Origin of the sequence: Legionella longbeachae (assembly GCF_004283175.1) — a bacterium.
Taxonomy (GTDB): Bacteria; Pseudomonadota; Gammaproteobacteria; order Legionellales; family Legionellaceae; genus Legionella; species Legionella longbeachae.
This window is the reverse complement of the sequence record NZ_RXNW01000011.1, coordinates 53,691-75,769: the sequence shown is the minus strand read 5'-3', so window position 1 is coordinate 75,769 and position 22,079 is coordinate 53,691. Positions and strand designations below refer to the sequence as shown.

The following is a 22,079-nucleotide window of genomic DNA, read 5'->3' as shown; positions in this document are numbered from 1 at the left end:
TTAGCGCCGCAATTAATCTATTGATTTCATTATATTTTTTACTTTGAAAGAATAGGTATTACTGTAATAGAATTTACTATTTGCCTTCCTTCCAAGATAACTGCATCCTGTCTAAAAACCATAGTAAAACGATTTTTCCCGCTATAAGTTGCCACAAAAAACTTTTCACTATATAGAAGCTATATTAGAGACATTGATCATCCTAAAAAACACTCAATGAGTTTCTTTTGCCTAACAAATTTAATCGGACTTTATTATCGGGCTTATTCAGCAATTTATAATATTCAACATCTACGTCCCGTGACCAAGCCACGAGACATCGGAATCTGAGTTGTCAACAAACACTAGCAATATTTTAGTTTTAGTAACGTATCTTGTGAGGTTAATAACAAGTGCAGAAAATAAGAGCTCGCAATACTCCAGGACCGACTGGACTCAATAGGTAACTCTTTAGGGTAACCACTTACATTAATTATCTTTACATTATTTTTTAGCGTTACTGTCGCATCGTGTTTACTACCAAACACGTTACCACCCTCAGCTACCGCTAAATCAACAATGATTGTGCCATTTTTTAGTTTTATTAAGGTGGACTCTGGAATTAACATGGGTGCAGCACTCCATGCGGTTGATGCTGTCGTGATAACGATGTCCACATCCTTAATTATTTGGTAAATTTTATCTTGCCTCATCTTTAATGATAAATGCCGCTCAACAACCATATTATTTATGCCTTGTAATTTAAGAAATGCAGATTTGGATACATCACTCGTTATTATGGTGTGGGGGATGTTGTGTTTCATACATACTTGAGATGCAGCTGTGCCCGCTTCACCACTACCAATAATTGCAACGTGTTGGACCGGTGCGTTAAACGATTCCATCGCATGATTTAAGGCTAATCTCCCCGCTATGCGGCTCATATCCTTCAAAGCGTCCATTGGTGTATTAGCCGGAAAATGAAATTGATCCAATGAATAATATTCGATTTTGGCTTTTTGATATTCGGCAATATGCTCAGAATCTCTTTCAAGAATATCTAATATACCTACCATTTTAGTATGCGGCTTTATGACACTGTTTTCTTTTATCTCTCGCGTTCGGTCAGGCCGTTTCACACGCATAATAATATCGATGTCACTAAATGCCTGACGATAGCTGTCAACCTGATCATAGTTAATATGGCGGATGTTAGCTCCTGCCAATATATAATCCACATTACTATAACCTGCCCCTACACCTGCAGAATCCTCAACATACACCATCACGCCCAAATTGATTAATTGAGCCACATCCCTAGGGAGCAATGCCACTCGTTTTTCATTATGGCGGGACTCTTTGACGAGTAAAATCTTGGGTTGCAAATTCGTTATCCTTTTTTAATTGATATACATAATATTTTTTAATTTATCGTCATACGCTTTACCTGTATGAATGACAGTTCTTGAACTCGAATTGGAATGAGGATTAATTCCTTTAATCACCGGGATTATAGCGTCATAATTTGGCCGTAATTTATAAACAATAGAGAGTCTTCTCTCTGTAGTTGATTTTAGAACTTGATGAAGCGGTGCTGGATAATAGCCATCCGTCCAAATTTCAAGAAACTCACCAAGCATAATAAATAACGTATCAGGAATGTAGGGAACAATTTTCCATTCGCCACAGACATCTCTTAGCATTAATCCTGGTTTATTTTGGGCAATAATGGTCATCAAACATAAATCTTTATGGGCACTCATCCCATATTGATCACCATCCTTAGGATTTTGCGAATGCGGATAACAATTAAGTCCTAATTGATGATTAGGATGATTGCAATAATCAACAAAATAATGTTCTCCTAAATTGAGATTCTTAGCGATTGTTGATAAAACATATGTGCCAATATTATCCAAAGAATAAAAACCAGTTTGCAAATATTTTTTAAAAATTGCACCATGCGCCTTTATAGCCTCTACCCCAAATAGCGAGGTTTTATTCTTTAAATCATTTAAATAACCCACTTTATACTGCTCACAGGGTTCATATTGCCGATGAGCCAATTCACTAAACTCACTACCTATTCCTCTATAACCTAAATAGCGATTATCAGCAGAAGCGATATAACTTTTTTTTATTGAGATATCTGAGTTAAAAAAATGCTCTGCTTCAGAAAAAAGCCCTTGTAAATCAAATTGTGTTATTGATGTAAAGCCACTAAGAAAAAAAGCGCCATAAGTTTTACATGCCTCATGCATTTTACTATATTCTTCAAGTCCAGACTGTTGGTCTTTCGTCTTTGAAATATCAATCAAGGGCAGGTTAATGAAATGCTTGTTATGCATGATCACTCTCGGTAACGGGTTAAAATAAAAGAAATTCCAATAAAATCTCTCTGAACTATAATCCTTAACGAGGGTAAGTTGTTTCCTATAAGTAAACAATGACTTACAATGAACAACATCTTTTACTATTTGCGTATAATCGATGGGGATGTTAGACGATACAGCACTATTTGTGGCTGTAGTGCAACAAGGTGGATTTAGCCACGCAGCGAGACATTTAGGATTATCATCGGGTTTAGTAAGTCGCCGCATTGCGCACTTGGAATCCAAACTGGGTGTAACACTTCTCAAACGAACCACAAGACAGTTACATTTAACCCCCGAGGGAAAGCTGTTCTGGCAACATTCTTACCGAATCCAACAGGAATTGAACGAAGCACTTAGCTTAATCCAATCATCAGCAAAAAAGCCAAAGGGATTAATAAGGATCAGTGCCCCTTCTTATTTTGGGCGACATTATTTAACACCTCTTTTAAGCCAATTTTTAGATGATTTTCAAGACATCAAAATTGATTTGGTACTCGATAATCAAAAGTTGGATCTCGTCAAAGAGCAGCTGGATTTAGTAATTCGTGGCGCAGGTTATATGGATAATGAAACCATGCTAAAAGACAGCAGCTTGCAAATGAGGCTAATAACTAAAGAGAAGATTTGTTTATATGCCAGTACTGAGTATCTCCTCAAACATGGGGAGCCTAAATTAATAGATGAGTTATTAAATCATAGAATAATCAGCTGCATGAACTTAAACCACATCAATCAAGAAAAATGGAATTATACGTATGATAACAAACATGGAAGTGTTACATTTGAACCCCAATTTAATTGCAACGATATCGACAGCGCGCTTATTGCTTGCGTTAATGGATGTGGGATAGGGAAATTTACTGACTTTAATGCCAAAATAGCATTACAGCAAGGGCAACTGCGGCCAATCCTAACAAAATATGATTTTGGTTTTTACCATTTGTATGCAATCTATCCTCATCAGCAGGCCTTACCCAGGCGAACTCGACTCTTACTGGATTTTATTATGACCCATCTTAAGCCTTCCTAGGAGATGCAGTCTAAAAAATACGCCAAATTGTTGAATTATCGCAAAAATACTTGAAAAAATTATCCATATCATAGAAGATTCTAGTGGTCGACATAGCATAATGCCCAGTGCATATTGCTCCCCATTGATGGCAAAAAAGGACAAAGCCCATGCTTAAGAACCTCTCGACCACTATACCGCTATCGCTACTTTTAATGACCTTATCGATGCCCATTTTTTGTAATACAACAACGACTCTCCAAGGCTCTGATGCTGGTGCGACGTCCACAATGGTTATCCCTGCAGAGATAGAAGCTATCATAAATAAGCCTATGTATAAAAATGCAACATGGGGATTACGCGTTCTTAATCTTGAAACAGGGAAAGAATTATTAAATTTAAATTCAGACACCCATTTTTTTATAGGCTCAGTTCGAAAAATATTTAGTGTAGGTGCGTTATTAAATAAAGTAGGCCCAGGCCATCACTCTGTAACCACCGTGCATAAAGAAGGTGTGATTGACGATGGAAACCTGAAGGGTAATCTAGTGCTGGTTGCATCTGGTGATTTGACTATGGGCGGTCGTACCCTTCCCAATGGTAAAATCGCCTTTACTCCATTTGATCATAATGAAGCTGATTCTTTAGGTAATGCAATTCTTACGAAAACAAATCCTTTGGCAGGATATCAAAATTTAGCAAAACAAATCAAAAAATCGGGTATTAATTCAATAAACGGTGATGTTATTATAGATGATAGACTTTTTGATGCGTTCTACTTCAGGGATCAATTTTATGTCTCTCCTATATTTGTTAATGATGATGTTGTCGACGTCATTATTAACCCTGGTAAAGTCAAAGAAAAATCGCTTGTGGACTGGCTCCCAAAATCAGACGCTTTTAGTGTAGTCAATGAGCTCGTTACCGTACAGCCTAATAAAAAATATACCCTGGAACTAAAACCTATTCTGCCTGAGTGTATCGGAAAACCCAATTGTTTTGGCTTAATCAAAGGAGATTTACCAAGCAACTTTTCTCCTCCGTTGACCAACAGCTACCCCCTGATTCAAACTTATAGAATCACAAAACCTGCGAATTTCGCAAGAACAATATTCATTGAGGCGCTGCAACAAGCAGGGGTTGATGTGTCCAAGATTACCAAAGTAAAAGATAATCCTACACATCTACTCAAACCCAGCCATTTTTATAATGAGGAGAATCAGGCTGCATCGCTTCAATCACTTGCATACCAAGAGCATGCAAAATTTATTCTCAAAGTGAGTTACAATATAGGTGCCGATACGAGCCTAATGCTTTTGGGCCTCACCGATGGGGAGCGTACTATGGCTGGCAGTTTAGCTATGGAGAAAAAACAACTCCACGACAAATACGGTATTACCACTTCAGATTATCATTTTATTGATGGCAGTGGCGGAGGTGATACGACAGCAACAAGTAGAGTTGTTACCCAATGGTTAGAAATAATGTCTCAACAAAAAACGTCTTTCGATGCCTTTTTTAATGCATTACCCATCCTTGCAGTCGATGGCTCATTAGACTTTGTTAAGAATTTCAAAGCAAATCCAACACTTGCTGGAGCAGCGGGCAATGTTTATGCAAAACCAGGTTCTTATGTAGTCGGCACAGAATCTGGAATGCTCCTTAAAGGGCAAGCTTTAGCAGGGTATATCCATAGTAAAAATAATCATAATTTGGTATTTCACCTAGTTGTTAATAATATCCCGATTAACTCATTGGATAATTTGTTGGAGGTATTTCAGGACCAAGGAGAAATAGCAGCACTTTTATGGCGTGATCAATAATTTCATTCTAGCTTAGATTGAAATCGGAATAAGCATAATTAAGTGCAATTTGATCTGGAGTTATCGCTGGAAATTGCTTTAAGATGCTCTCAGAACGAGACTCTTGAGTCAGTTCAGAAATAAGCTTATCTATATCAATGTTCAAATATCCCGCGTAATCTGCAACTATTGGACGCCAAATGATGTTGAGGTAATCCTTTATGGAAAAAAACTCTTCGCCATTATGAGTGATTCTCGCCTCATTGCCTTTTTTTAAGACACTATCGCGGTTAAGAATGAACCACCTGTTTTCTGGCAGAAGTAATGACTCTTTTGTCCTTAACTTATGTAAAATACTCATAAAGGAGAGGAGCATTGCTTGCGTAAACACATAAAGCTTTGAAAGTGCAGTAGTATCAGCAACCCTGATCTCAATACGGTAGCCTGCTGATGGATGTGTTGGATCAATTGCTTTCGGAAGAATATCATACCATACATTATATTGACGTAATGTATCTGCTTTATCCGGTAAATGATTGCAATAGTGCTTAAATTCACTTAAGTTACGAATGTCTAAAGGTAATGGGCCAGTACGGCTGCCACTTAGAGAGTCGTTAAGGCGAACCCTGTATGATTTATAATTCGTGTTTTTATTGGCAAAAACAGGTGACGATTGCGTAATTACAGAGCATGGCCACATATATACTTGCAGCCAATGACACAATGGAATCAAATAGTCGATGTCGTTAACACCAATCCCGAGATTTATTTGGTAACTGCAGTAAAATAAGGGACCGCCTTGTTCCGCCATGAGCGGCAGCGAGGCCAAGCAATATGAACTGTCAGTCATGACTAATTCATCACGACCTCTTCCCGGATGCAAACCCAACAAAAGCAACAAATATCCTTGTTGTGATAAAAAATCATTGGCGGCATTCAAGCAGCCGGAAAGGCTCTGAAATGCCAAATCCAAATTGTGATAAGGCAGGGTAGACAGTTCAATTGTAGCGGCATCAAACTCTGTCTGAATCGCAGGATATCCCTGGGAAAGAAAATAGGATGAAATTTTTTGGAATGCTCTGTTATTAAAGTCTAGGCTCGCCTTTCCTGTATGTATATCAATCACATTGGCTTCTAATTCCAAGCCAATAGATAGTTCATGAACATCCATATTGATGGCTATTTTATTAAGACAAGTGCTTACAAGCATAGATTAATTAAATTTATTTTTCAAATATCCATAAGAGGACAATTTGATAGGCTATTATTTTTACATAACCCTTAACTTAAACCTATCCATTTTGGCGTGAAATATGCATGCAAATTAAGATTATTATTGATTCATAAAATAGGTATTAGAGAATGGAAGCACATCCCATACATACATGCAAAACTCTCGTACTTGACAGTTCGTTGACCGCACAAAAACGAGATGAGTTGAAAGAGTACTTTCAAAAAACCTTTGAAATATATGAAAACCTATTTTCTTGTATTACAAATGAGAAAGCCTATTATCTCCGTGCCGAGCCTTTAAGACACCCGTTGATATTCTATTATGGCCACACTGCGACTTTTTTTATCAATAAACTTATTCTTGGGCAATATATTGATAAAAGAATTAATGAACGATTTGAATCTATGTTTGCTGTTGGTGTTGATGAAATGTCCTGGGATGATTTGAATACTGCCCATTATAATTGGCCAACAGTAAAAGAAGTTACTAATTATCGTAAACAAGTAAAAATATTAATTGAAGGATTGATTGATTCAATACCTGATGGAACACCAATAAACCAGGACTCTATAGTGTGGCTCATTTTAATGGGTATTGAACATGAGCGAATTCATCTTGAAACATCTTCCGTTATTTTAAGAATGGTTCCATTAATCTATTTACATAAATCCCAAAACTGGACATCTTGCCAAGAAGCAGGAAATGCCCCGGCAAATGAACTAATCGCTGTAACGGGTGGGCGCCTCCTATTAGGTCGTGGAAATGAAAATACCCTCTTTGGATGGGATAATGAATTCGGCAACAAAGAGGTTTTAATCAACGATTTTCATGCCTCACAATTTTTAGTCTCTAATCAAGAGTTTTTACTTTTTATTGAAGCTGGAGGCTATGAAAACTTTAACTGGTGGACTTCTGAAGGAAAACAATGGTTATCATATACCAAAGCAAAAATGCCTCGCTTTTGGCGGTTTGAAAATGGGCAATTTTGGCAAAGAAACTTACTTGAGGAAATACCTTTACCGCTTAACTGGCCGGTTGAAGTAAATTATCATGAAGCTAAAGCTTTTTGCAATTGGAAGTCACTTGTTGAAAACAAATACATCCGTCTGCCAACAGAAGAAGAGTGGACTATTCTACGGAATAAAATTGAAGAGAATGTTACTGATTGGCAACAAGCCCCGGGTAATATTCATCTTGAATACTATGCGTCATCTTGCCCAATCAATAAATTTAAAAATGGCCCTTTCTATGATGTTATAGGCAACGTATGGCAATGGACTGAAACGCCTATAGATGCCTTCCCAGGTTTTAAAGTGCATCAGCTGTATGATGATTTTTCCACTCCAACTTTTGATGGACAACACAATTTAATTAAGGGAGGCTCGTGGATTTCAACCGGAAATTTGGCTACAAAAAAATCACGTTATGCATTTAGGCGCCACTTCTTTCAACATGCAGGTTTTCGTTACGTTCAAAGTGATACCCCTTTACAGTCAACAGAAAAAATGAATGGCTATGAAACTGATCCGTTAATTTCCCAGTCTTTAGAGTTTCATTATGGAAATGAATATTTCGGGGTACCTAATTTCCCTGTAACCTGTATTAATCGATGTAAAGAATTTTTTATGAAAGGCCCTCATTTAAAAGCATTGGATATTGGTTGTTCTGTAGGTCGCTTTAGCTTTGAATTGGCCAAGTACTTTGAACATGTTGACGCAATTGATTTTTCAACCCGATTTATTCAGCAAGGAGTACATTTAAAAGAAGCAGGAATTATTCGATATGCAATAACTTCCGAAGGAGATTTAGTGGATTATAAAGAATTGAAATTGTCTGACTTGGGTTATGATGAATTAATTGACAGGATCCATTTTATTCAAGGCGATGCGTGTAACCTAAAGCCAATTTTTAAAGGCTATCATTTCGTATTTTGCGGTAATTTAATAGACAAACTTCACAATCCAACCCTTTTCTTAACATCAATCAGTGATCGCCTTAAACCCAAGGGAATTCTGGCTTTAACCTCGCCCTATAACTGGCTCGAGAAATACACTGATAAATCCAATTGGCTAGGTGGAATTAGAGTGAATGGAGAATATCAAAAAACCCTGGAAGGCTTAAAAATTTTATTAAAACCTCGATTTAATTTACTTGTAACAGAAGACATTCCCTTGGTAATCCGTGAAACTGAGCGTACATTTCAACACTCCATAGCACAATTAACACTATGGCAATTAAAAAAATAGATACTTATTAAACCATGCTTCACACAGAATGAACCTTCGCTGCGCATCAAGCCTGAAAGACGCGCCAAGGAGACCAGAATAAGTTAAGGCACGGGGGGTTTTTGAGCAATCATTTAAAATCAAATCATGCTCCCTCTTGTCAGGACTCAAATGAATTAAATTCTCGCAGCGATATTTTTTTCAAAATCTCTTCAATAGGTAATCCCATTACATTGTAATAGGAACCTTTTATTTCTTTTACAAAACTATCCCGTACTTGTTGAATACCATATCCTCCAGCCTTATCAAAAGGATCTCCTGAGTCAATGTAATTTTTTATTTGCTGTTCTGTTAAAGAATGAAATGTAATGTGGGTTGTCACATAATTAACACACCATTGCTGTTCGGGTAGAAAAATTAGCGCATAACCCGTATACACTTCATGAGAATTACCGCTTAACAGATGCAACATTCGCGATGCATCTTCATGGTCGCGCGGTTTTTCCAAAATATGTTCCTGATAAGCCACTGTAGTGTCTGCTGCCAAAATAAGATCCACATCCTCTATTGCTCCTTGAGACAAAATCGTTTGTGCTTTTTCTCGCGCAAGGCGAGTTACATACTCTTTAGCTTCTTCGTCTTCTTGTCGAATTTCTTCAATATCAGCCGGCATAACCACTGCCGTCAATCCGTGGTGCTGCAATATTTGTAAGCGTCTTGGAGAAGCACTAGCTAGAATAATTTTTAATTGAGCGTTTGATTTCATGATTCCATTGATTATTTGATGTTTAAAGCATCTATTATTTAAAGTTGTTTTTGCTCTATAATCAACCAAAAAATACTTAATTTAAGTATTTTTGCTGTTTTAATTTCAAAACATGAATAGATCGAGACCATGAAAATTTATCTTAAAAAATCAAACTGTAGCGCACTTTTAATTTCTTTGCAGACTTTACTGAAAAAAATGAGTGAGCCAGTTGATTCATTAGGCAAGGATGATTGGGAACAGAATATTATTATCACTTTTGATAAAGAGATTCCTGTCTCTTTCCAACAAGAAATTATAAATTGTCTTAACAAACTATGTCTTGAGCTGGAACAAAAAAAAATGACTATTAGTTTAAGCTTCAATAAGACCGAACACATTGCTCCCGAGATTAAAAAATATATTTTGGTTGAAAATAGAGCGCTATGCAGACACTTAAATACTGGTTTTGAAGAGTTAATTGTTTCATCGGATGAGTTAACTGATTATGTTTTAGAAGACAGTGAGTTATCAAATTTATTGAATGGAATTGAAAAATCATTATACAGCCTCGCTAATGTTGACTTTATCCCCTTGATACAAACATTCCCTGGTTCATGTTTTGCCTGTAGTATTTTAATGGTTCTGAAAGAACTTAAACTGATTAATGAACCCACGCGTACCCAAGAGCTCCGAATTTACAAGCAAATCTGGCTGGCACCTGGCAAACAAGCAGATATAGAAAAAGTAATTTTCTATCTAAGCCAATATAAAATAAAAATGATCGGCTTGGATTTCATAGAAAAAACTGAAGACTTATTAGATTTAAGCAATAGAATTAAAAAAAATCGCCCTGAATTGTCGCAGCATATTATAAATCAATATACCTTATTTCATCAGAATAAAAACAAAATAAATCAATATAATGTATTAAAAATAGAAGATCCTCATGCAATGAACAACGAGTTTTTCCAAGGAGGTTTTACCTTTCTTATCTCTCGCTCCTGGAGTAGTCAGGGACTTCATGTTTTATTTGCACGGGTATGGCAAGATAAGTTTCAAGTCATTGATCCTGAACATGGTGAAGTCAAAATCTATCCTTCATTCGCAGAGTATTATAACCGTTTTGAAAATTTCAATAAGTCGTTTACAGGAGTAGCATTACATATTGTCCCTGACTAATGGATAATTCAAATTTCGTAACCAATCTTATGGATCCATTTTCTACTTGGGACTTTTGCAAAGGAAATGCAAAGTGGAAATCCATTTCAATTTGCGCATCTGATTTTTTAAAATAAAAAAACGTAAGGGACATTGCCCCCCAATTTGATTAAGGACTAGGGGTATCATCCTCCGTTACCTTTTCTAAATCCTGTCTTAAATTTGATAACTCCTTTTTAAATTCGCTTATTTCCCTAGCTAATCCCTTTTCGCTACCATGAAACAAAGAGGCGGCACCCAAAAGTCCTGTTGTGGCAACACCAGCGCCAACACCAATGCTTGCGGCCAAACCGACACTCCCTATTGCAGTCAGCAGTAAACTACTACCACCAGATGGAATTGCTGCTAATACCCCAATAACAACAAGAGCTGCACAGGCACAAGTTAACAAACTAATACCTAAAGCTTTCCATCCTGGAGACGGTTTTCCCGATACCCGTTGTGCCAAATCTGTTAACTCCTGGGCATGTTTCATTGACTTTGGTTTTTCATTGCAATCGAGTAATGTCGCATTAGCACAAATTAATACATCGTTTAAATCCTTAAGATCATTCTGACTCAAGTGTTCTGGATGATCCCCTGCAATTTCTTGAACCTGTTTTAATATATTTGCAGCCCTCGCAAAGAGTTCGTTGTATTGATCTTGATGAGGGATTGCAACTGCTTCAAAAGCTTTTAAGCTTTTCCTATATAAATAAAGCATCAGATTATCCAAAGATTCCTTTTCCTCTGCAACGGGAACAATATCCTCTCGAGGAGGAACTGGATGAATTGCAAAATAGTCAGCTATAGCCTCTATCCGCGCATGTAATCCTGCCCAAACCTCTTTTGCTGGCTTATATTTATCATCAATTTCTTTAATCTTGTGCAATATCAGCTCAACCCCGGGATGATCTTCGAATGCAGCTACCAGGATTGGATTGATGTCATCCAATCCAATGTGATGGCATGCTTCATCAAAAGCAATATTTTTTGCAATTGCTTTTTGTTGTGCTGCTATATAAGATGCTGTATTAGTAAATAGAGCAACAATAATATATAAATCTTCAACCTCACGTATATCATCCACATTTAAACCACACAGTTTTTCAATGATTAAATTTTTCGATAATTCATAAAGTTGTGCCGCATTAATTTCTGTTATCTGATTTAGTAATTCATCTCTCAATGCAATAAACTCTTCGGGTGTACGCGGACTGTTTATATTCTCTTCTGGCATTTTCAACTCCTACATCTCTTGGTTATTCGAGTATAAGAAATGAAAATTAAATCCATCTGATTTCTCAAAGACATAATTGAAAAGAGGTATGTCATTTTGTAATACCGAGTTAAGCGTTCAATAGCCCGCTAATTTCGCAGAAGGTGAGCTTTTGAAAATGTTTCGAGTCTCGTCACCATGCACAAAAGCAATAGCCTATTGTTGCTTAAGTTGATGCCTTTGCGCGACAATGGAAAACTCATTAAGTCAATGACAGGACGCTTCCGTGCTCTTGTCTTCATCGAGCATTGGAAAATACCCCTTCCCTTTTCAGACGTAAACAACCCAAAATGGTTTTTTTTGCACAAAAACTAATATTATTAAGCTTCCTTTAACATTAATGTGATATCATTTTGCCCATTTTGTTGGTTTATTAATAAGCAGGGGAAATAATGAAATATTATTCCAATTTCACCAAAGATTCGTTTTTTAACTTAGATGCAAAATCTCAAAAATTACCATTGCCAAGCCTGGAGGCTTATAACATATTAAGAGAGACATATGCGCTTAGTAATATTTCGTCCATAGTTTATAACTTTAATCAATTGGTAGATAAAGATAACAGTGTTTTAAAATCTCACCACTATGGTAAGGGGCCTCTTGATAACCAGGCATTTATCACCGAGGTAAATGATATTTTAGCTCGATTAACTGCTGCGGTGAAGAATGAGGAACCTTATCAATGTTTGTTTGGAGATGTCGTAAGATTAAAAGAGCATCTGCAGGTTATTATAGGGTATTATCAAAACCAACTGAAGAAAGGCTTACCAGATGCCAAGGCTTATAAACCCTCTGAATCCTTTACCACTCTTATAACGTCAATTGCTCACTATGAAAAACCATTCATTGATGATGCAGAGTCACAAGAATTAGCTAAGTTTGTAATTAATCGTAATGCACGAGATATTATGGAGAAGGACATGCTCAGAATAACTGACATAGTCATGGAGCCTTTCTTGTATGATCATAAAAAATCATTTTCCTATTGTTAAATCTTTTTCGCATTTCATACAAACTTCCTTATGTAAATAAAATATTGAAAAGCGGCTTTTATGCCGCTTGTTTTGAGTCAGTTTGCGCCAACCAAATTGATTATTTTCATCGAAATGAATCAACAATATTCCTTAATAGAATACCCCAATTCCTATTCTTATATCCATGTCACATTTCTTTAATATGCTCTACGTAGAATGGATTATATAGAGGTAATAATACCTATTTGGATAGGAGAATATTATGAAAGCCAAGATTGAAGTATCACAAATTGGTGGACAACAACGCTATCAATTGACATTTCCCGCCCCCCCAATAGAAGGCGTTACATTTAGTGGCGGTGGCCCTAAAGGTATTGTTTATGCTGGCGCTATCCAAACATTAGAAGAAACTAATATATTAAAAGGTGTAAAGCGTGTTTCAGGAGCTTCTGCAGGAGCGATGACTGCAATGATGGTTGCAATTGGGATGAGTGGCAATCAAATAGAAGAAATGCTTAAGAACACTGATATAAAAAAATTAATTGATGTCGATTTAAGTCCTACCGTAGGTGCTGCTGTGAATTATGTTAGGAAAGGTCGTGACTCTGGAGAAAAGCTTCGGGAATTTATGAATAACATGGTTAACCAGCAAATGGAGAGTTTATTATTAAAAGTAACAAATAAAGAATCAGAAGGGTTTCGTGTTTTAACCCTAAAGCTTGCCAATAACACACCATTTACGTTTAATGATTTACGCACGATTAAAAGTATCTTGCCTGAGGATCAACGCTATCTTATAAAGGATCTGTATATAGTTGCTACCAATAAAACAAAAGGTGAGTTGGAGGAATATTCGTTTGAAAATACTCCAGATATGTCTATAGCCCAAGCAGCCCAGGTTTCTGGTGCTCATCCTGTAATGTTTAAACCATTTATCAATGAGAATGGCGATAAAATTGCTGATGGTGGAATCTTAAATAACATGCCAGTCCAACAGTTGGAAAAACGTAGTAAGCGCATTCGTTATAATGAGGAACAACAGAGTGTTAGTAATTTATGTTTTATCCTTGGGGATGAAAAAACACATATCCAAAATCAAGAAGTATTATTAGGTTCACAATCTACACAGGAGTCAATACTCAAAAAGGGACTTAAATCGGTAATGAATTTGCCAATCTCAAAAGCCCCTTTTGGAGGCAATTTTATTGCTTCCGCTGGTGAAGACGCTAAAACCGCTCGAAAGTTATCCTCTCGGGTCATTCCATTATCATCTCATGAAATTACTACTTATACTTTAGATGTAGATGAACCAGTGAAAGAAAAAGTAATTAATGAGGCGAGGAAGACTACGGGGGCATACCTTGTTGATCATCACCTGGCCCATGAAATTCCCAATGAAAAAGCTGGAGAGCCTTCTACGTTTATCGAAAATAATGATACTGAATTACTGCACTATACTTTTAATGATGCCTTGGAAATGGGTTTAATGCTTATGGATGAGCACTTGTCGTATATAATTGATCATTCTGACCAGATTGTTTTAGATCCAGATATTCCAGAGAGACAACAAGATGCAACGAAAGCCAAACTTGAAATGGCAAGGGAAATTAGGACAATAGAATCATTAATCAAAGCTTGTATCTTTAACTCAGAGATTACTGGCGTTAGTCCTCAAGATAAAGTGCTCGAATTAACAGATAAAATGTCTGTGATTTTAAACAGGAATCCTCGCTATATGCACTTGATTCAAGAGCGATTAAATACTGATACTTTAGGTCAATACATGCACTTGGCCAATAATGGGGTACATAATAAAGTTGCAATCCAGAATAACGAAGCTTTATGCTTAAATTATTCATTACTTTGTAAAAGAATTGATGGGCATATTGCATTGTTAGAAAAGGAAGTCATTAATCGAAATGTGGGGGCTTTCCATCGTACTACTGAAACAGATAAACTATTTGCATCGAGACTTATTGATAATTTTTCTGAACTTAAAACTAACAAACCTTGCCGTTTTTCGATAAGAGATATGCGTGAAAATATTAAAAACTTAAGCCATCATAATAAAGATTTTCTTAATGGTCTTTTGAATGATCTTGAAACAGCTGAAAAATTTTTAAACCCCAAATGCAGCTCCTCCACAAGCAATTATAGAAATGTTCTTGTAGAGATACAAAAAGAAAGGTCTATCCACTCTACCATGTCTAACAAATTCTAAGTACGTACGTCTGTACGTCATTGTGCTTTATGGCTGAAAAGCTTCTTGAACTTTAGAACGCTATTGCAAAAAAATTGCAGTAGCGTCGTTTTATTATATATTTCCAGTTTGGTTTATTAAAATATAAAGGGTTCAAATAACCCATTATATTTATAATATTTTTAATCATGCGATAAGCTATTTGGAGAATCAATTAAATTTTAATCACTTAGATATCTCGTCAATTATAATCGATACCATTTTTATCCCAATCCCCTCTTTAAATATTAAGTACAATGTAATATATTGATAAATCAAGGTGTACATTTAACCCACTCTTTGAGAGCCTAAACATTGCGATGTTCCGTTGAGATAATGCTACCTGATCTGCAACCTCAGCCAAATCTTGCTGACCAAATATTTATTTCTTCTCTAAACAGCAACAATTTTAATGAACAAGAGTTTTTCTCTCAAATTACGGTTAATTCACTCTCTTTTATTGTCAAAATCGCTAATTTCTCTTTTCATTTTGCCACTCTTTGTGAGAAAGATGAGTACAGGGCTCTTTGGAAAGAACTTTACTCTGCTATGGGGTTAATTATTACTAAAAATAAACCTCGTGCTATAGCTTTTTTTGCTCATGATGAGGAAATCGTCAATCATTTCACGCTAGTGCGAGCTGCCTATTATTTTCATCTTTCACAACAAGCATTGGAAGCAAAAGAAAAAGCGTTTTCCAGGCAGGAACTTTACTGGTTAAATCAAGCAATCAAGTTTGAATCAATTCACGCAAACCAGCGTTACATCCAATTTTTATATCAAAAATTAGATACCATGCTTTCTCACGATGAATATGGAAAAATTCTAATTGAAGTAATTAATCGTTGTAAGACAAACTTAAACCAATATGGAAGTTATGCTTACATGATGCTCGCTGAAGCTTTTTTTCGTTATGCTGCATGGGCGCAACAAGCTGGGAACTTTAGTCGCGCAAAATCGGCAATCAGCGCATCAGTTAATGCCTGTGTCAAAGCCGAAAATTATTTAAACCAAAGTATATTCTCTATTCACAATGCAAGCTTGGGAGAGGGTTTAAAAAGGAGCAACTCTCTTGGTTTGGAAAGCCCTCAAAAAGCGCTATTATTTCTAAATAATTGGGCAATAAATAATCTAAAAGAACAGGGATTGTTAACTCCTGCATAATTTTGGATACGAGTATCCCAACAAATTTTAAATGTTTTGCGGCACCTGAAATTGCCCCTCATCGCCGTATCCTTACTGTTTTTTCGACTAAATTATCCCGACTCTCACTTCATGATTACGATTTTACAAACGTAACGGTTGAAAAGAAGCAATTTAACCGTTACCATAAAAAATAATTTCTATACGAATAATTTGAATGGAAATTATATGGGGTGTTATTTATAGAAACAAACGAGTCAATGTAGGTGTTGCAATATCCTCAAAACAGTATTGAGAATAACTTTCAATACATCAATTACTAGCACCCTCCGAAATGATTAACACAGGAGGATTATCAAATGGATAATCAACGTAATAACCTTTTAAATTTAACTAAGAATATTTCACAATTGGCATGCCCCTCTGAGCATGGAGAAATTTATTTTAAAAGTAATGGAGTTTTAACGTTAGGAGTAGAAATCGAACTCCAACTCATCAATCCTGAAGATTACAATCTATGCTCAAGAGCCACCGAAGTGCTGAATGCGACAGCACACCTTGAAAAAATTAAACCTGAGTTTTATTTGAGTACTATAGAAGTAAATACAGATAAATGCAGTACTGTTCAGGAAGTAGAAGAAGATCTCCATAAAACACTTGCTTCATTGCAACATGCAACAAAAGGGTTAGGAGTTTTATTTGCCACAACAGGCTCTCACCCATTTTCTAAATACTCGGATTGGATTGTTTCGCCAACAGCACGTTATCAAGAACTCATCGATAGGAATCAATGGCTTACACGACGCATGAGTGTCTATGGATTACATATCCACCTAGGCATGTCTAGCGGCGAAGACTGTATTCGTTTTAACAATTTTTTCATGTACTTTTTACCTCATTTATTAGCACTTTCTTCAAGCTCACCCTTTTGGCAGGGAATAGATACAGGGCTTGCCTCTTATAGACCAACCACTTATGAGGCCCTACCCACCGCAGGGCAGCCTTATCAAGTCAAAACATGGCAAGACTTTGAAAATCTGTATAAAACATTAAAGTTATGCGGCTCAATTAACTCCCTTAAAGATTTATGGTGGGATTTAAGACCAAGCCCTGGCTTTGGAACACTAGAAATACGTGTTTGTGATGGCGCTGCAACCCTATCAGAAACGTTGGCTTTAGTTGCCTTGGTTCATGCTCTTGCCCATTGGTTTGCTGATAATGGAAGTTGGCTTGAATCAGTAGCCTATCCCCCTTATTGGCTTTCTCGTGAAAACAAATGGAGAGCCATTCGTTATGGCCTAGATGCTGAATTATTAATGAATACGGAGGGAAAAACCAAGTTAATGCGTGAGGATATCTATGAATGGATTGAAAAATTAAGCCCATACATCAAGAAATTAGGCTATCAAACATATTTCTCTAACCTTAGTGTTATCATGGATACGGGTACCAGTTCCGAACGCCAACGGCATGTATTTTCTCATAATCGATGTATTAAAGAGATTGTGAAGCACAACATCAGCGAATTCTTACTGCAAAAACCTCTATACAAACACGAATCAATTATTGCATGCCCCTAAAAGCCCTTACTAATAAACAGCCGAGGAACACATCGATGAAACAAATAAGCTATACCTCAAAAAAGTTGGGATCTATAGTCATTGAAAGCAGGTTAAATCAATATACAATTTTCTCAAACAGATTGGAGGCCCGTTCCCTCAACCAGGATGACGAACATTTTTTAATCGATAAATATACTCAACTTTTAAAAAAACCTGAGAATATAAACATGTTTGGTGAAGGAAAAATTTGGCAACCATCTACTGTAAAAGAATTTATACAAGATGAAACCAAATGTTGGAATTCGGGTAATAAATTTTCTGTGTTTTCAATTTACCATTCTGGTACTCAAGAATTTATCGGCTATCTCCATATAAAACATTCATTAAACGATTTTGCCGCTATAGGGATAGGTCATCAAAATGTTGCTGAAATTGCTTATATTATCGATCAAGCATTTTGGGGGAAAGGTTATGGGACTGAGATTGCAATTTTAGGAAAAAAGTTTATCAAACACATTATCTCTGAAAGCGCCGATGAAACTTTAGAAAAAAACATTAAAGAAATTGCTGCTACTGTCCATCCTTCAAATGAAGGTTCGAAAAGAATTTTACAAAAGACACTCAAACAGATGGAACCAGAAGAATTTACCAAGTTTGGTGACCAACCACGCCTGTTATTTTTTAAACCGTTGAAAACGGATGTTAGCTTGCTGGATAACTCTAATACATTAACTGCAAAATTATAAAAAGGAGGGTTTATGTGCGGTATCGCTGGAGAGTTCCAATTCAATAAAAAAAACATTCCTCTTTTTAATCTGGAAAAGGCTCTGCTGAAGCAGATCAACCGAGGGCCTGATGATGGTCAAATATATCTTACAAAAAATATGGCCCTTGGACACAGACGGCTGAAAATATTTGATCTCTCTAATCGGGGTATGCAGCCCATGGTTAATTCGGATTTAGGCTTGGCGCTCGTATTTAATGGAGCAATCTATAATTTTGTAGCACTGCGCGAAGTTTTAAAATCGAAGGGATACTCCTTTGATTCAAATAGTGATACGGAAGTGCTTCTTAAAGCGTACCATGCCTGGGGAAAAGATTGCGTGCTTCGCCTTTGTGGTATGTTTGCTTTTGCAATCTGGGAACAACATACAGGCAAATTAATACTTGCACGGGATCGCCTGGGCATTAAACCTCTGTATTACAGCTCAGATGCATATCATGGGTTCAAATTCGCCTCCACCCTACCTGCCCTAATTGAATTTGGTGATATTGATACCTCGATCGATAAAGTTGCGCTTCATTATTATCTCACGTTTCATGCTGTTCCAGATCCATTGACCATTTTATCCGGTGTAAAAAAACTTCCTCCAGGCTCTATAATGACTGTCCATCCTGATGGTCAAATCGAAGAAAAGCGTTATTGGAAATTAACTTTTGATAATACAAAAGCTGATCATTATCATGATGAAAACTACTGGGTAAAAGAAACCTATGAAGCGTTAAAATCAGCAACCCACCGCCAATTAGCGGCAGATGTCCCCGTTGGTATTTTACTTTCAGGTGGATTGGATTCTTCCTTGCTCGTTGCCATGGCATCCAAACTTGGACATCAAAAAATTCAAACATTCTCTATTGGATTTGATAGCTCCAAGGAGGAACAGGGAGATGAGTTTTTGTACTCAAACCTAGTTGCTTCAAAGTTTAATACACAACATCAGCAACTGTTTATTTCAAATAAACAGTTAGCTTATTCCTTGGGGAATTGTATTTCTGCAATGTCAGAGCCTATGCTCAGTCATGACAATATTGGATTTTATCTTCTTTCTCATGAAGTGGCCAAACATGTTAAGGTAGTCCTTTCAGGCCAAGGAGCAGACGAGATTTTTGCGGGATATCATTGGTTTCAAAATATACATTTACATCCAACATTACCTTCTCAATCAGCACAAATTATTTTTAACAAAGTAGCTGATCGCTCTTTTAAAGAATATCAGCAGCTCGTAACCCTTGACTTTCAGACAACATTTCATGCTTCTGATTTTTTGATTAAACTGTGTGAAGAGAATAACTCGAAAAATCCAATTGATAATCTCCTTAAATATGAAAGCACCTTTGCATTGGCAAATGGACCATTAAGCCGGGTTGATAATATGACCATGGCAGCAAGCCTTGAGGCAAGAGTACCTTTTTTGGATGAAAAAATGCTTGAACTCGCTACTTCTATGCCGATTCAATTTAAATTGCCTCAAGGCGGTAAATACATTTTGAAAAAGCTTGGAAAGAAAATACTACCGAAACAAATTGTAGAGCGCCCTAAAGGATATTTTCCTGTTCCAGCATTGAAATATTTAGAAGGAAGTACTTTAGAGCTCATGCGTGACGTACTTTCCCCTGACAAGATAAAACAAAGAGGGATTTTTAATTCACAAGCAATTCAAAATCTATTTACAAATTCCACAAAAAATTTTACACCCTCAGGTATTTCCAAGCTGTGGCAAGTGGGCTTGCTGGAATATTGGTTACAACAACATCACATATAAATAAAATACATTATTTGGCGGGGAACCTAGAATAATTAGCTGTGGGGGACAGGCCACTAGCACTATCCCTGGCCAATATTCCCCTCCAATCAAGTTTAGATCTTCATAAAGAGTTCTTTATATTGTTGTTCATTAAAACCGACTGCCAGTGTTTTGTCATTTTCCATTAGGACAGGTCGTTTGATAAGTGAGGAATTTGCGATAATAAAATCTATTTTTTCGGGAAGGCTTAATGCTTCATAATGATCTTTATATTTTCGGTACGTCATTCCTTTTTTATTGACAGGTAATTCGCCTGAATAATCACTCCATGCTTTTATTTGTGTTTTTGTGGGGGGAACTTTTTTGAAATCGATAAACTCATAGTCTATTTTGTTTCTCTCCAGGAAGAGACGAGCTTTTTTTACAGTATCACAATTGGGTATTGCAAACATTGAAATCATTTTTGTACAAAGACCTAAGCGGTTAGTCATAACTGCATTTTATAACGTTGTGCTCATTTCCTCCAGGAAAGTAATATGAATCGGAAAAAATAAAAATTTTATAACCCGTATTACACAACGCAATACGGGAGGAACCATTTGGATTTATTTGAGAACATTAATTACAGGCGGTGAGTACTTTATTTCCTCTATTGTAAGTACATAATCCAAAAAAGTTGTTCGCATCTCCGTCAATGGGCTGTTTGTCGTATAAAGCGAAATAATAGGAATCAAATGTATCCTTCGCCACACCTCCGGCACCAGTAGCTCTATTCTTCCACCATGAGTAATAGCTTCGCTCCTTGGGTAAAGTGGCATGAGGATTTTGCTTAAAGTTATACTGGCTAGGCCATCCCTCTTCAGTAACGACCACAGTTTGAGCATAGGCAGCTTTAACAGCATTATATCTGTCATAGAACTGTTTTTGTGAAGGAGCAGGAAAATCAGGCTGTTCTGGTGACCAATAAGGATAAATATTGGCACCTACAAAATCTAATTTAGGAATGATTCCATAGGGATCGTTTGTAGCAAGCTTTAAAAGTGCGCCGTCCTGCTGTGCTGTAGAGAGCCGTGCCGAAGGAGCTACGCGGTCTCTAATCTTGCCAAGATCCTCAGAAATGTGCTGCTGTACCAGATCATTGGGTATAGTAAAATCCCAGTTGTAAATATCTTCATTTCCTACAACAATTCCGATAATGCAATTACTGCCGTATTTATTGAAACTGTCAATGGCAGCTTGAACCTGTTGTGCTCTAGCGATATCACACCAACCGGCACAATTATCATGAGCGGGATCAAATTCATAAACACCTAACTGCAATTTTAAACCCATAGGACAAGCTATGTCCGCTATAGTTGCGGTGCTTTTCCCATTTACAGTGGAGACTATGGAATAAAATGTTTTAACAACGGTAAATCCATTCTTCTTTGCTGTCTGAAAATCTTTTGTAATTTCATTTTTCATAGTCTGGATATTATTTTGTATCTGTGCATCTGTGTAGACTTTGCTGTGCGCTGGATCGTAATTGATACCACGAGTGATAGCCCATGAAGAAAACGCACTTAAAAAGAGCATACAACCAACTACTTTTTTCATTTGGAACTCCATTTATAGAAAGTTTATTTCCAGCAACTGCTAAAACATCACCCTTTGTCCCGTAGCATATTCGTCGGGATTTAGAATCATCACTGGATCCTACAAACATTAGGTCATCAAACCGGGTTAAACAGTTACCCTATTACATCTATTTTTTTTGTCTTCTTGAACGAAAGTGAATTGCCATGAACA

At 36.7% G+C, this 22,079-nt stretch carries 17 protein-coding genes; 10 read left to right on the top strand and 7 right to left on the bottom strand.

Annotated elements, in window-relative coordinates; all coding sequences use genetic code 11:
- Positions 1 to 344 precede the first annotated feature (344 nt).
- Both EKG34_RS12145 and EKG34_RS12140 read right to left on the bottom strand, forming a co-directional pair.
- Positions 345 to 1,364: a Rossmann-fold NAD(P)-binding domain-containing protein gene (locus EKG34_RS12145; protein WP_003634386.1), complete on the bottom strand. Its 1,020-nt coding sequence runs from the start codon at positions 1,362 to 1,364 to the stop codon at positions 345 to 347.
- A gap of 15 nt (positions 1,365 to 1,379) precedes the next feature.
- Positions 1,380 to 2,327 carry a 2OG-Fe(II) oxygenase family protein gene (locus EKG34_RS12140; protein WP_003634384.1) on the bottom strand — a complete coding sequence of 316 codons (948 nt, stop codon included), beginning with the start codon at positions 2,325 to 2,327 and terminating at the stop codon, positions 1,380 to 1,382.
- A 148-nt stretch (positions 2,328 to 2,475) separates the two neighbouring features.
- On the opposite strand from EKG34_RS12140, the gene EKG34_RS12135 reads away from it, so the two are divergent.
- Both EKG34_RS12135 and EKG34_RS12130 read left to right on the top strand, forming a co-directional pair.
- Positions 2,476 to 3,384 carry a LysR family transcriptional regulator gene (locus EKG34_RS12135; protein ID WP_223800065.1) on the top strand — a complete coding sequence of 303 codons (909 nt, stop codon included), beginning with the start codon at positions 2,476 to 2,478 and terminating at the stop codon, positions 3,382 to 3,384.
- A gap of 149 nt (positions 3,385 to 3,533) precedes the next feature.
- Positions 3,534 to 5,186: a D-alanyl-D-alanine carboxypeptidase/D-alanyl-D-alanine-endopeptidase gene (locus EKG34_RS12130; protein ID WP_003634380.1), complete on the top strand. Its 1,653-nt coding sequence runs from the start codon at positions 3,534 to 3,536 to the stop codon at positions 5,184 to 5,186.
- 7 nt (positions 5,187 to 5,193) lie between these two features.
- On the opposite strand, the gene EKG34_RS12125 is transcribed toward EKG34_RS12130, so the two are convergent.
- On the bottom strand, positions 5,194 to 6,375 hold the full coding sequence (locus EKG34_RS12125; protein ID WP_012979522.1) for a glutamate-cysteine ligase family protein: 1,182 nt from the start codon (positions 6,373 to 6,375) through the stop codon (positions 5,194 to 5,196).
- Positions 6,376 to 6,527: 152 nt separating this feature from the next.
- Between EKG34_RS12125 and ovoA the strand changes: the two genes are divergently transcribed.
- Positions 6,528 to 8,645 (top strand): 5-histidylcysteine sulfoxide synthase, encoded by a 2,118-nt coding sequence (gene ovoA, locus EKG34_RS12120; protein WP_003634377.1) that lies wholly within the window; start codon positions 6,528 to 6,530, stop codon positions 8,643 to 8,645.
- 139 nt (positions 8,646 to 8,784) lie between these two features.
- Here the strand turns inward: ovoA and EKG34_RS12115 are convergent, their stop codons facing one another.
- A complete protein-coding gene (locus tag EKG34_RS12115; RefSeq protein ID WP_003634375.1) occupies positions 8,785 to 9,390 on the bottom strand; it encodes a Maf family protein in 606 nt (201 codons plus the stop codon).
- A 129-nt stretch (positions 9,391 to 9,519) separates the two neighbouring features.
- Between EKG34_RS12115 and EKG34_RS12110 the strand changes: the two genes are divergently transcribed.
- A complete protein-coding gene (locus tag EKG34_RS12110; protein WP_003634373.1) occupies positions 9,520 to 10,551 on the top strand; it encodes a hypothetical protein in 1,032 nt (343 codons plus the stop codon).
- 148 nt (positions 10,552 to 10,699) lie between these two features.
- Here EKG34_RS12110 and EKG34_RS12105 read toward each other — a convergent pair whose 3' ends face one another.
- Positions 10,700 to 11,809 carry a hypothetical protein gene (locus EKG34_RS12105; protein WP_003634369.1) on the bottom strand — a complete coding sequence of 370 codons (1,110 nt, stop codon included), beginning with the start codon at positions 11,807 to 11,809 and terminating at the stop codon, positions 10,700 to 10,702.
- A 431-nt stretch (positions 11,810 to 12,240) separates the two neighbouring features.
- Between EKG34_RS12105 and EKG34_RS12100 the strand changes: the two genes are divergently transcribed.
- The 6 genes from EKG34_RS12100 to EKG34_RS12075 all read left to right on the top strand — a co-directional run bounded on the left by EKG34_RS12100 (position 12,241) and on the right by EKG34_RS12075 (position 20,309).
- Positions 12,241 to 12,840, top strand: coding sequence for a hypothetical protein (locus EKG34_RS12100; RefSeq protein WP_003634368.1), 600 nt, complete (start codon positions 12,241 to 12,243; stop codon positions 12,838 to 12,840).
- A gap of 244 nt (positions 12,841 to 13,084) precedes the next feature.
- Positions 13,085 to 15,043 (top strand): patatin-like phospholipase family protein, encoded by a 1,959-nt coding sequence (locus EKG34_RS12095; protein WP_003634365.1) that lies wholly within the window; start codon positions 13,085 to 13,087, stop codon positions 15,041 to 15,043.
- Between the two features lie 354 nt (positions 15,044 to 15,397).
- Positions 15,398 to 16,225 (top strand): DUF5630 domain-containing protein, encoded by an 828-nt coding sequence (locus EKG34_RS12090; protein ID WP_003634363.1) that lies wholly within the window; start codon positions 15,398 to 15,400, stop codon positions 16,223 to 16,225.
- Between the two features lie 338 nt (positions 16,226 to 16,563).
- Positions 16,564 to 17,784 carry a carboxylate-amine ligase gene (locus EKG34_RS12085; protein WP_003634360.1) on the top strand — a complete coding sequence of 407 codons (1,221 nt, stop codon included), beginning with the start codon at positions 16,564 to 16,566 and terminating at the stop codon, positions 17,782 to 17,784.
- Positions 17,775 to 18,512 (top strand): GNAT family N-acetyltransferase, encoded by a 738-nt coding sequence (locus EKG34_RS12080; protein WP_319014224.1) that lies wholly within the window; start codon positions 17,775 to 17,777, stop codon positions 18,510 to 18,512. The genes EKG34_RS12085 and EKG34_RS12080 overlap by 10 nt, the downstream gene beginning before the upstream one ends.
- Positions 18,513 to 18,524: 12 nt before the next feature.
- Positions 18,525 to 20,309: an N-acetylglutaminylglutamine amidotransferase gene (locus EKG34_RS12075; protein WP_003634358.1), complete on the top strand. Its 1,785-nt coding sequence runs from the start codon at positions 18,525 to 18,527 to the stop codon at positions 20,307 to 20,309.
- Between the two features lie 95 nt (positions 20,310 to 20,404).
- On the opposite strand, the gene EKG34_RS12070 is transcribed toward EKG34_RS12075, so the two are convergent.
- Together EKG34_RS12070 and EKG34_RS12065 are read right to left on the bottom strand one after the other, a co-directional pair.
- Positions 20,405 to 20,752: an arsenate reductase family protein gene (locus EKG34_RS12070; RefSeq protein WP_012979525.1), complete on the bottom strand. Its 348-nt coding sequence runs from the start codon at positions 20,750 to 20,752 to the stop codon at positions 20,405 to 20,407.
- A 157-nt stretch (positions 20,753 to 20,909) separates the two neighbouring features.
- The gene (locus EKG34_RS12065; protein WP_003634354.1) at positions 20,910 to 21,887 is read right to left on the bottom strand and encodes a glycoside hydrolase family 17 protein; all 978 of its coding nucleotides are present in this window, start codon (positions 21,885 to 21,887) and stop codon (positions 20,910 to 20,912) included.
- Positions 21,888 to 22,079 lie beyond the last annotated feature (192 nt).

What these genes read in the sequence shown, in the direction of transcription:
- EKG34_RS12125 (WP_012979522.1), bottom strand. Translation starts at nt 6,375, where the DNA reads ATGCTTGTAAGCACTTGTCTTAATAAAATAGCCATCAATATGGATGTT.
- EKG34_RS12090 (WP_003634363.1), top strand. Translation starts at nt 15,398, where the DNA reads ATGCTACCTGATCTGCAACCTCAGCCAAATCTTGCTGACCAAATATTT.
- EKG34_RS12065 (WP_003634354.1), bottom strand. Translation starts at nt 21,887, where the DNA reads ATGAAAAAAGTAGTTGGTTGTATGCTCTTTTTAAGTGCGTTTTCTTCA.
- EKG34_RS12085 (WP_003634360.1), top strand. Translation starts at nt 16,564, where the DNA reads ATGGATAATCAACGTAATAACCTTTTAAATTTAACTAAGAATATTTCA.
- EKG34_RS12105 (WP_003634369.1), bottom strand. Translation starts at nt 11,809, where the DNA reads ATGCCAGAAGAGAATATAAACAGTCCGCGTACACCCGAAGAGTTTATT.
- EKG34_RS12135 (WP_223800065.1), top strand. Translation starts at nt 2,476, where the DNA reads ATGTTAGACGATACAGCACTATTTGTGGCTGTAGTGCAACAAGGTGGA.
- ovoA (WP_003634377.1), top strand. Translation starts at nt 6,528, where the DNA reads ATGGAAGCACATCCCATACATACATGCAAAACTCTCGTACTTGACAGT.
- EKG34_RS12070 (WP_012979525.1), bottom strand. Translation starts at nt 20,752, where the DNA reads ATGATTTCAATGTTTGCAATACCCAATTGTGATACTGTAAAAAAAGCT.
- EKG34_RS12110 (WP_003634373.1), top strand. Translation starts at nt 9,520, where the DNA reads ATGAAAATTTATCTTAAAAAATCAAACTGTAGCGCACTTTTAATTTCT.
- EKG34_RS12075 (WP_003634358.1), top strand. Translation starts at nt 18,525, where the DNA reads ATGTGCGGTATCGCTGGAGAGTTCCAATTCAATAAAAAAAACATTCCT.
- EKG34_RS12140 (WP_003634384.1), bottom strand. Translation starts at nt 2,327, where the DNA reads ATGCATAACAAGCATTTCATTAACCTGCCCTTGATTGATATTTCAAAG.
- EKG34_RS12080 (WP_319014224.1), top strand. Translation starts at nt 17,775, where the DNA reads ATGCCCCTAAAAGCCCTTACTAATAAACAGCCGAGGAACACATCGATG.
- EKG34_RS12115 (WP_003634375.1), bottom strand. Translation starts at nt 9,390, where the DNA reads ATGAAATCAAACGCTCAATTAAAAATTATTCTAGCTAGTGCTTCTCCA.
- EKG34_RS12100 (WP_003634368.1), top strand. Translation starts at nt 12,241, where the DNA reads ATGAAATATTATTCCAATTTCACCAAAGATTCGTTTTTTAACTTAGAT.
- EKG34_RS12130 (WP_003634380.1), top strand. Translation starts at nt 3,534, where the DNA reads ATGCTTAAGAACCTCTCGACCACTATACCGCTATCGCTACTTTTAATG.
- EKG34_RS12095 (WP_003634365.1), top strand. Translation starts at nt 13,085, where the DNA reads ATGAAAGCCAAGATTGAAGTATCACAAATTGGTGGACAACAACGCTAT.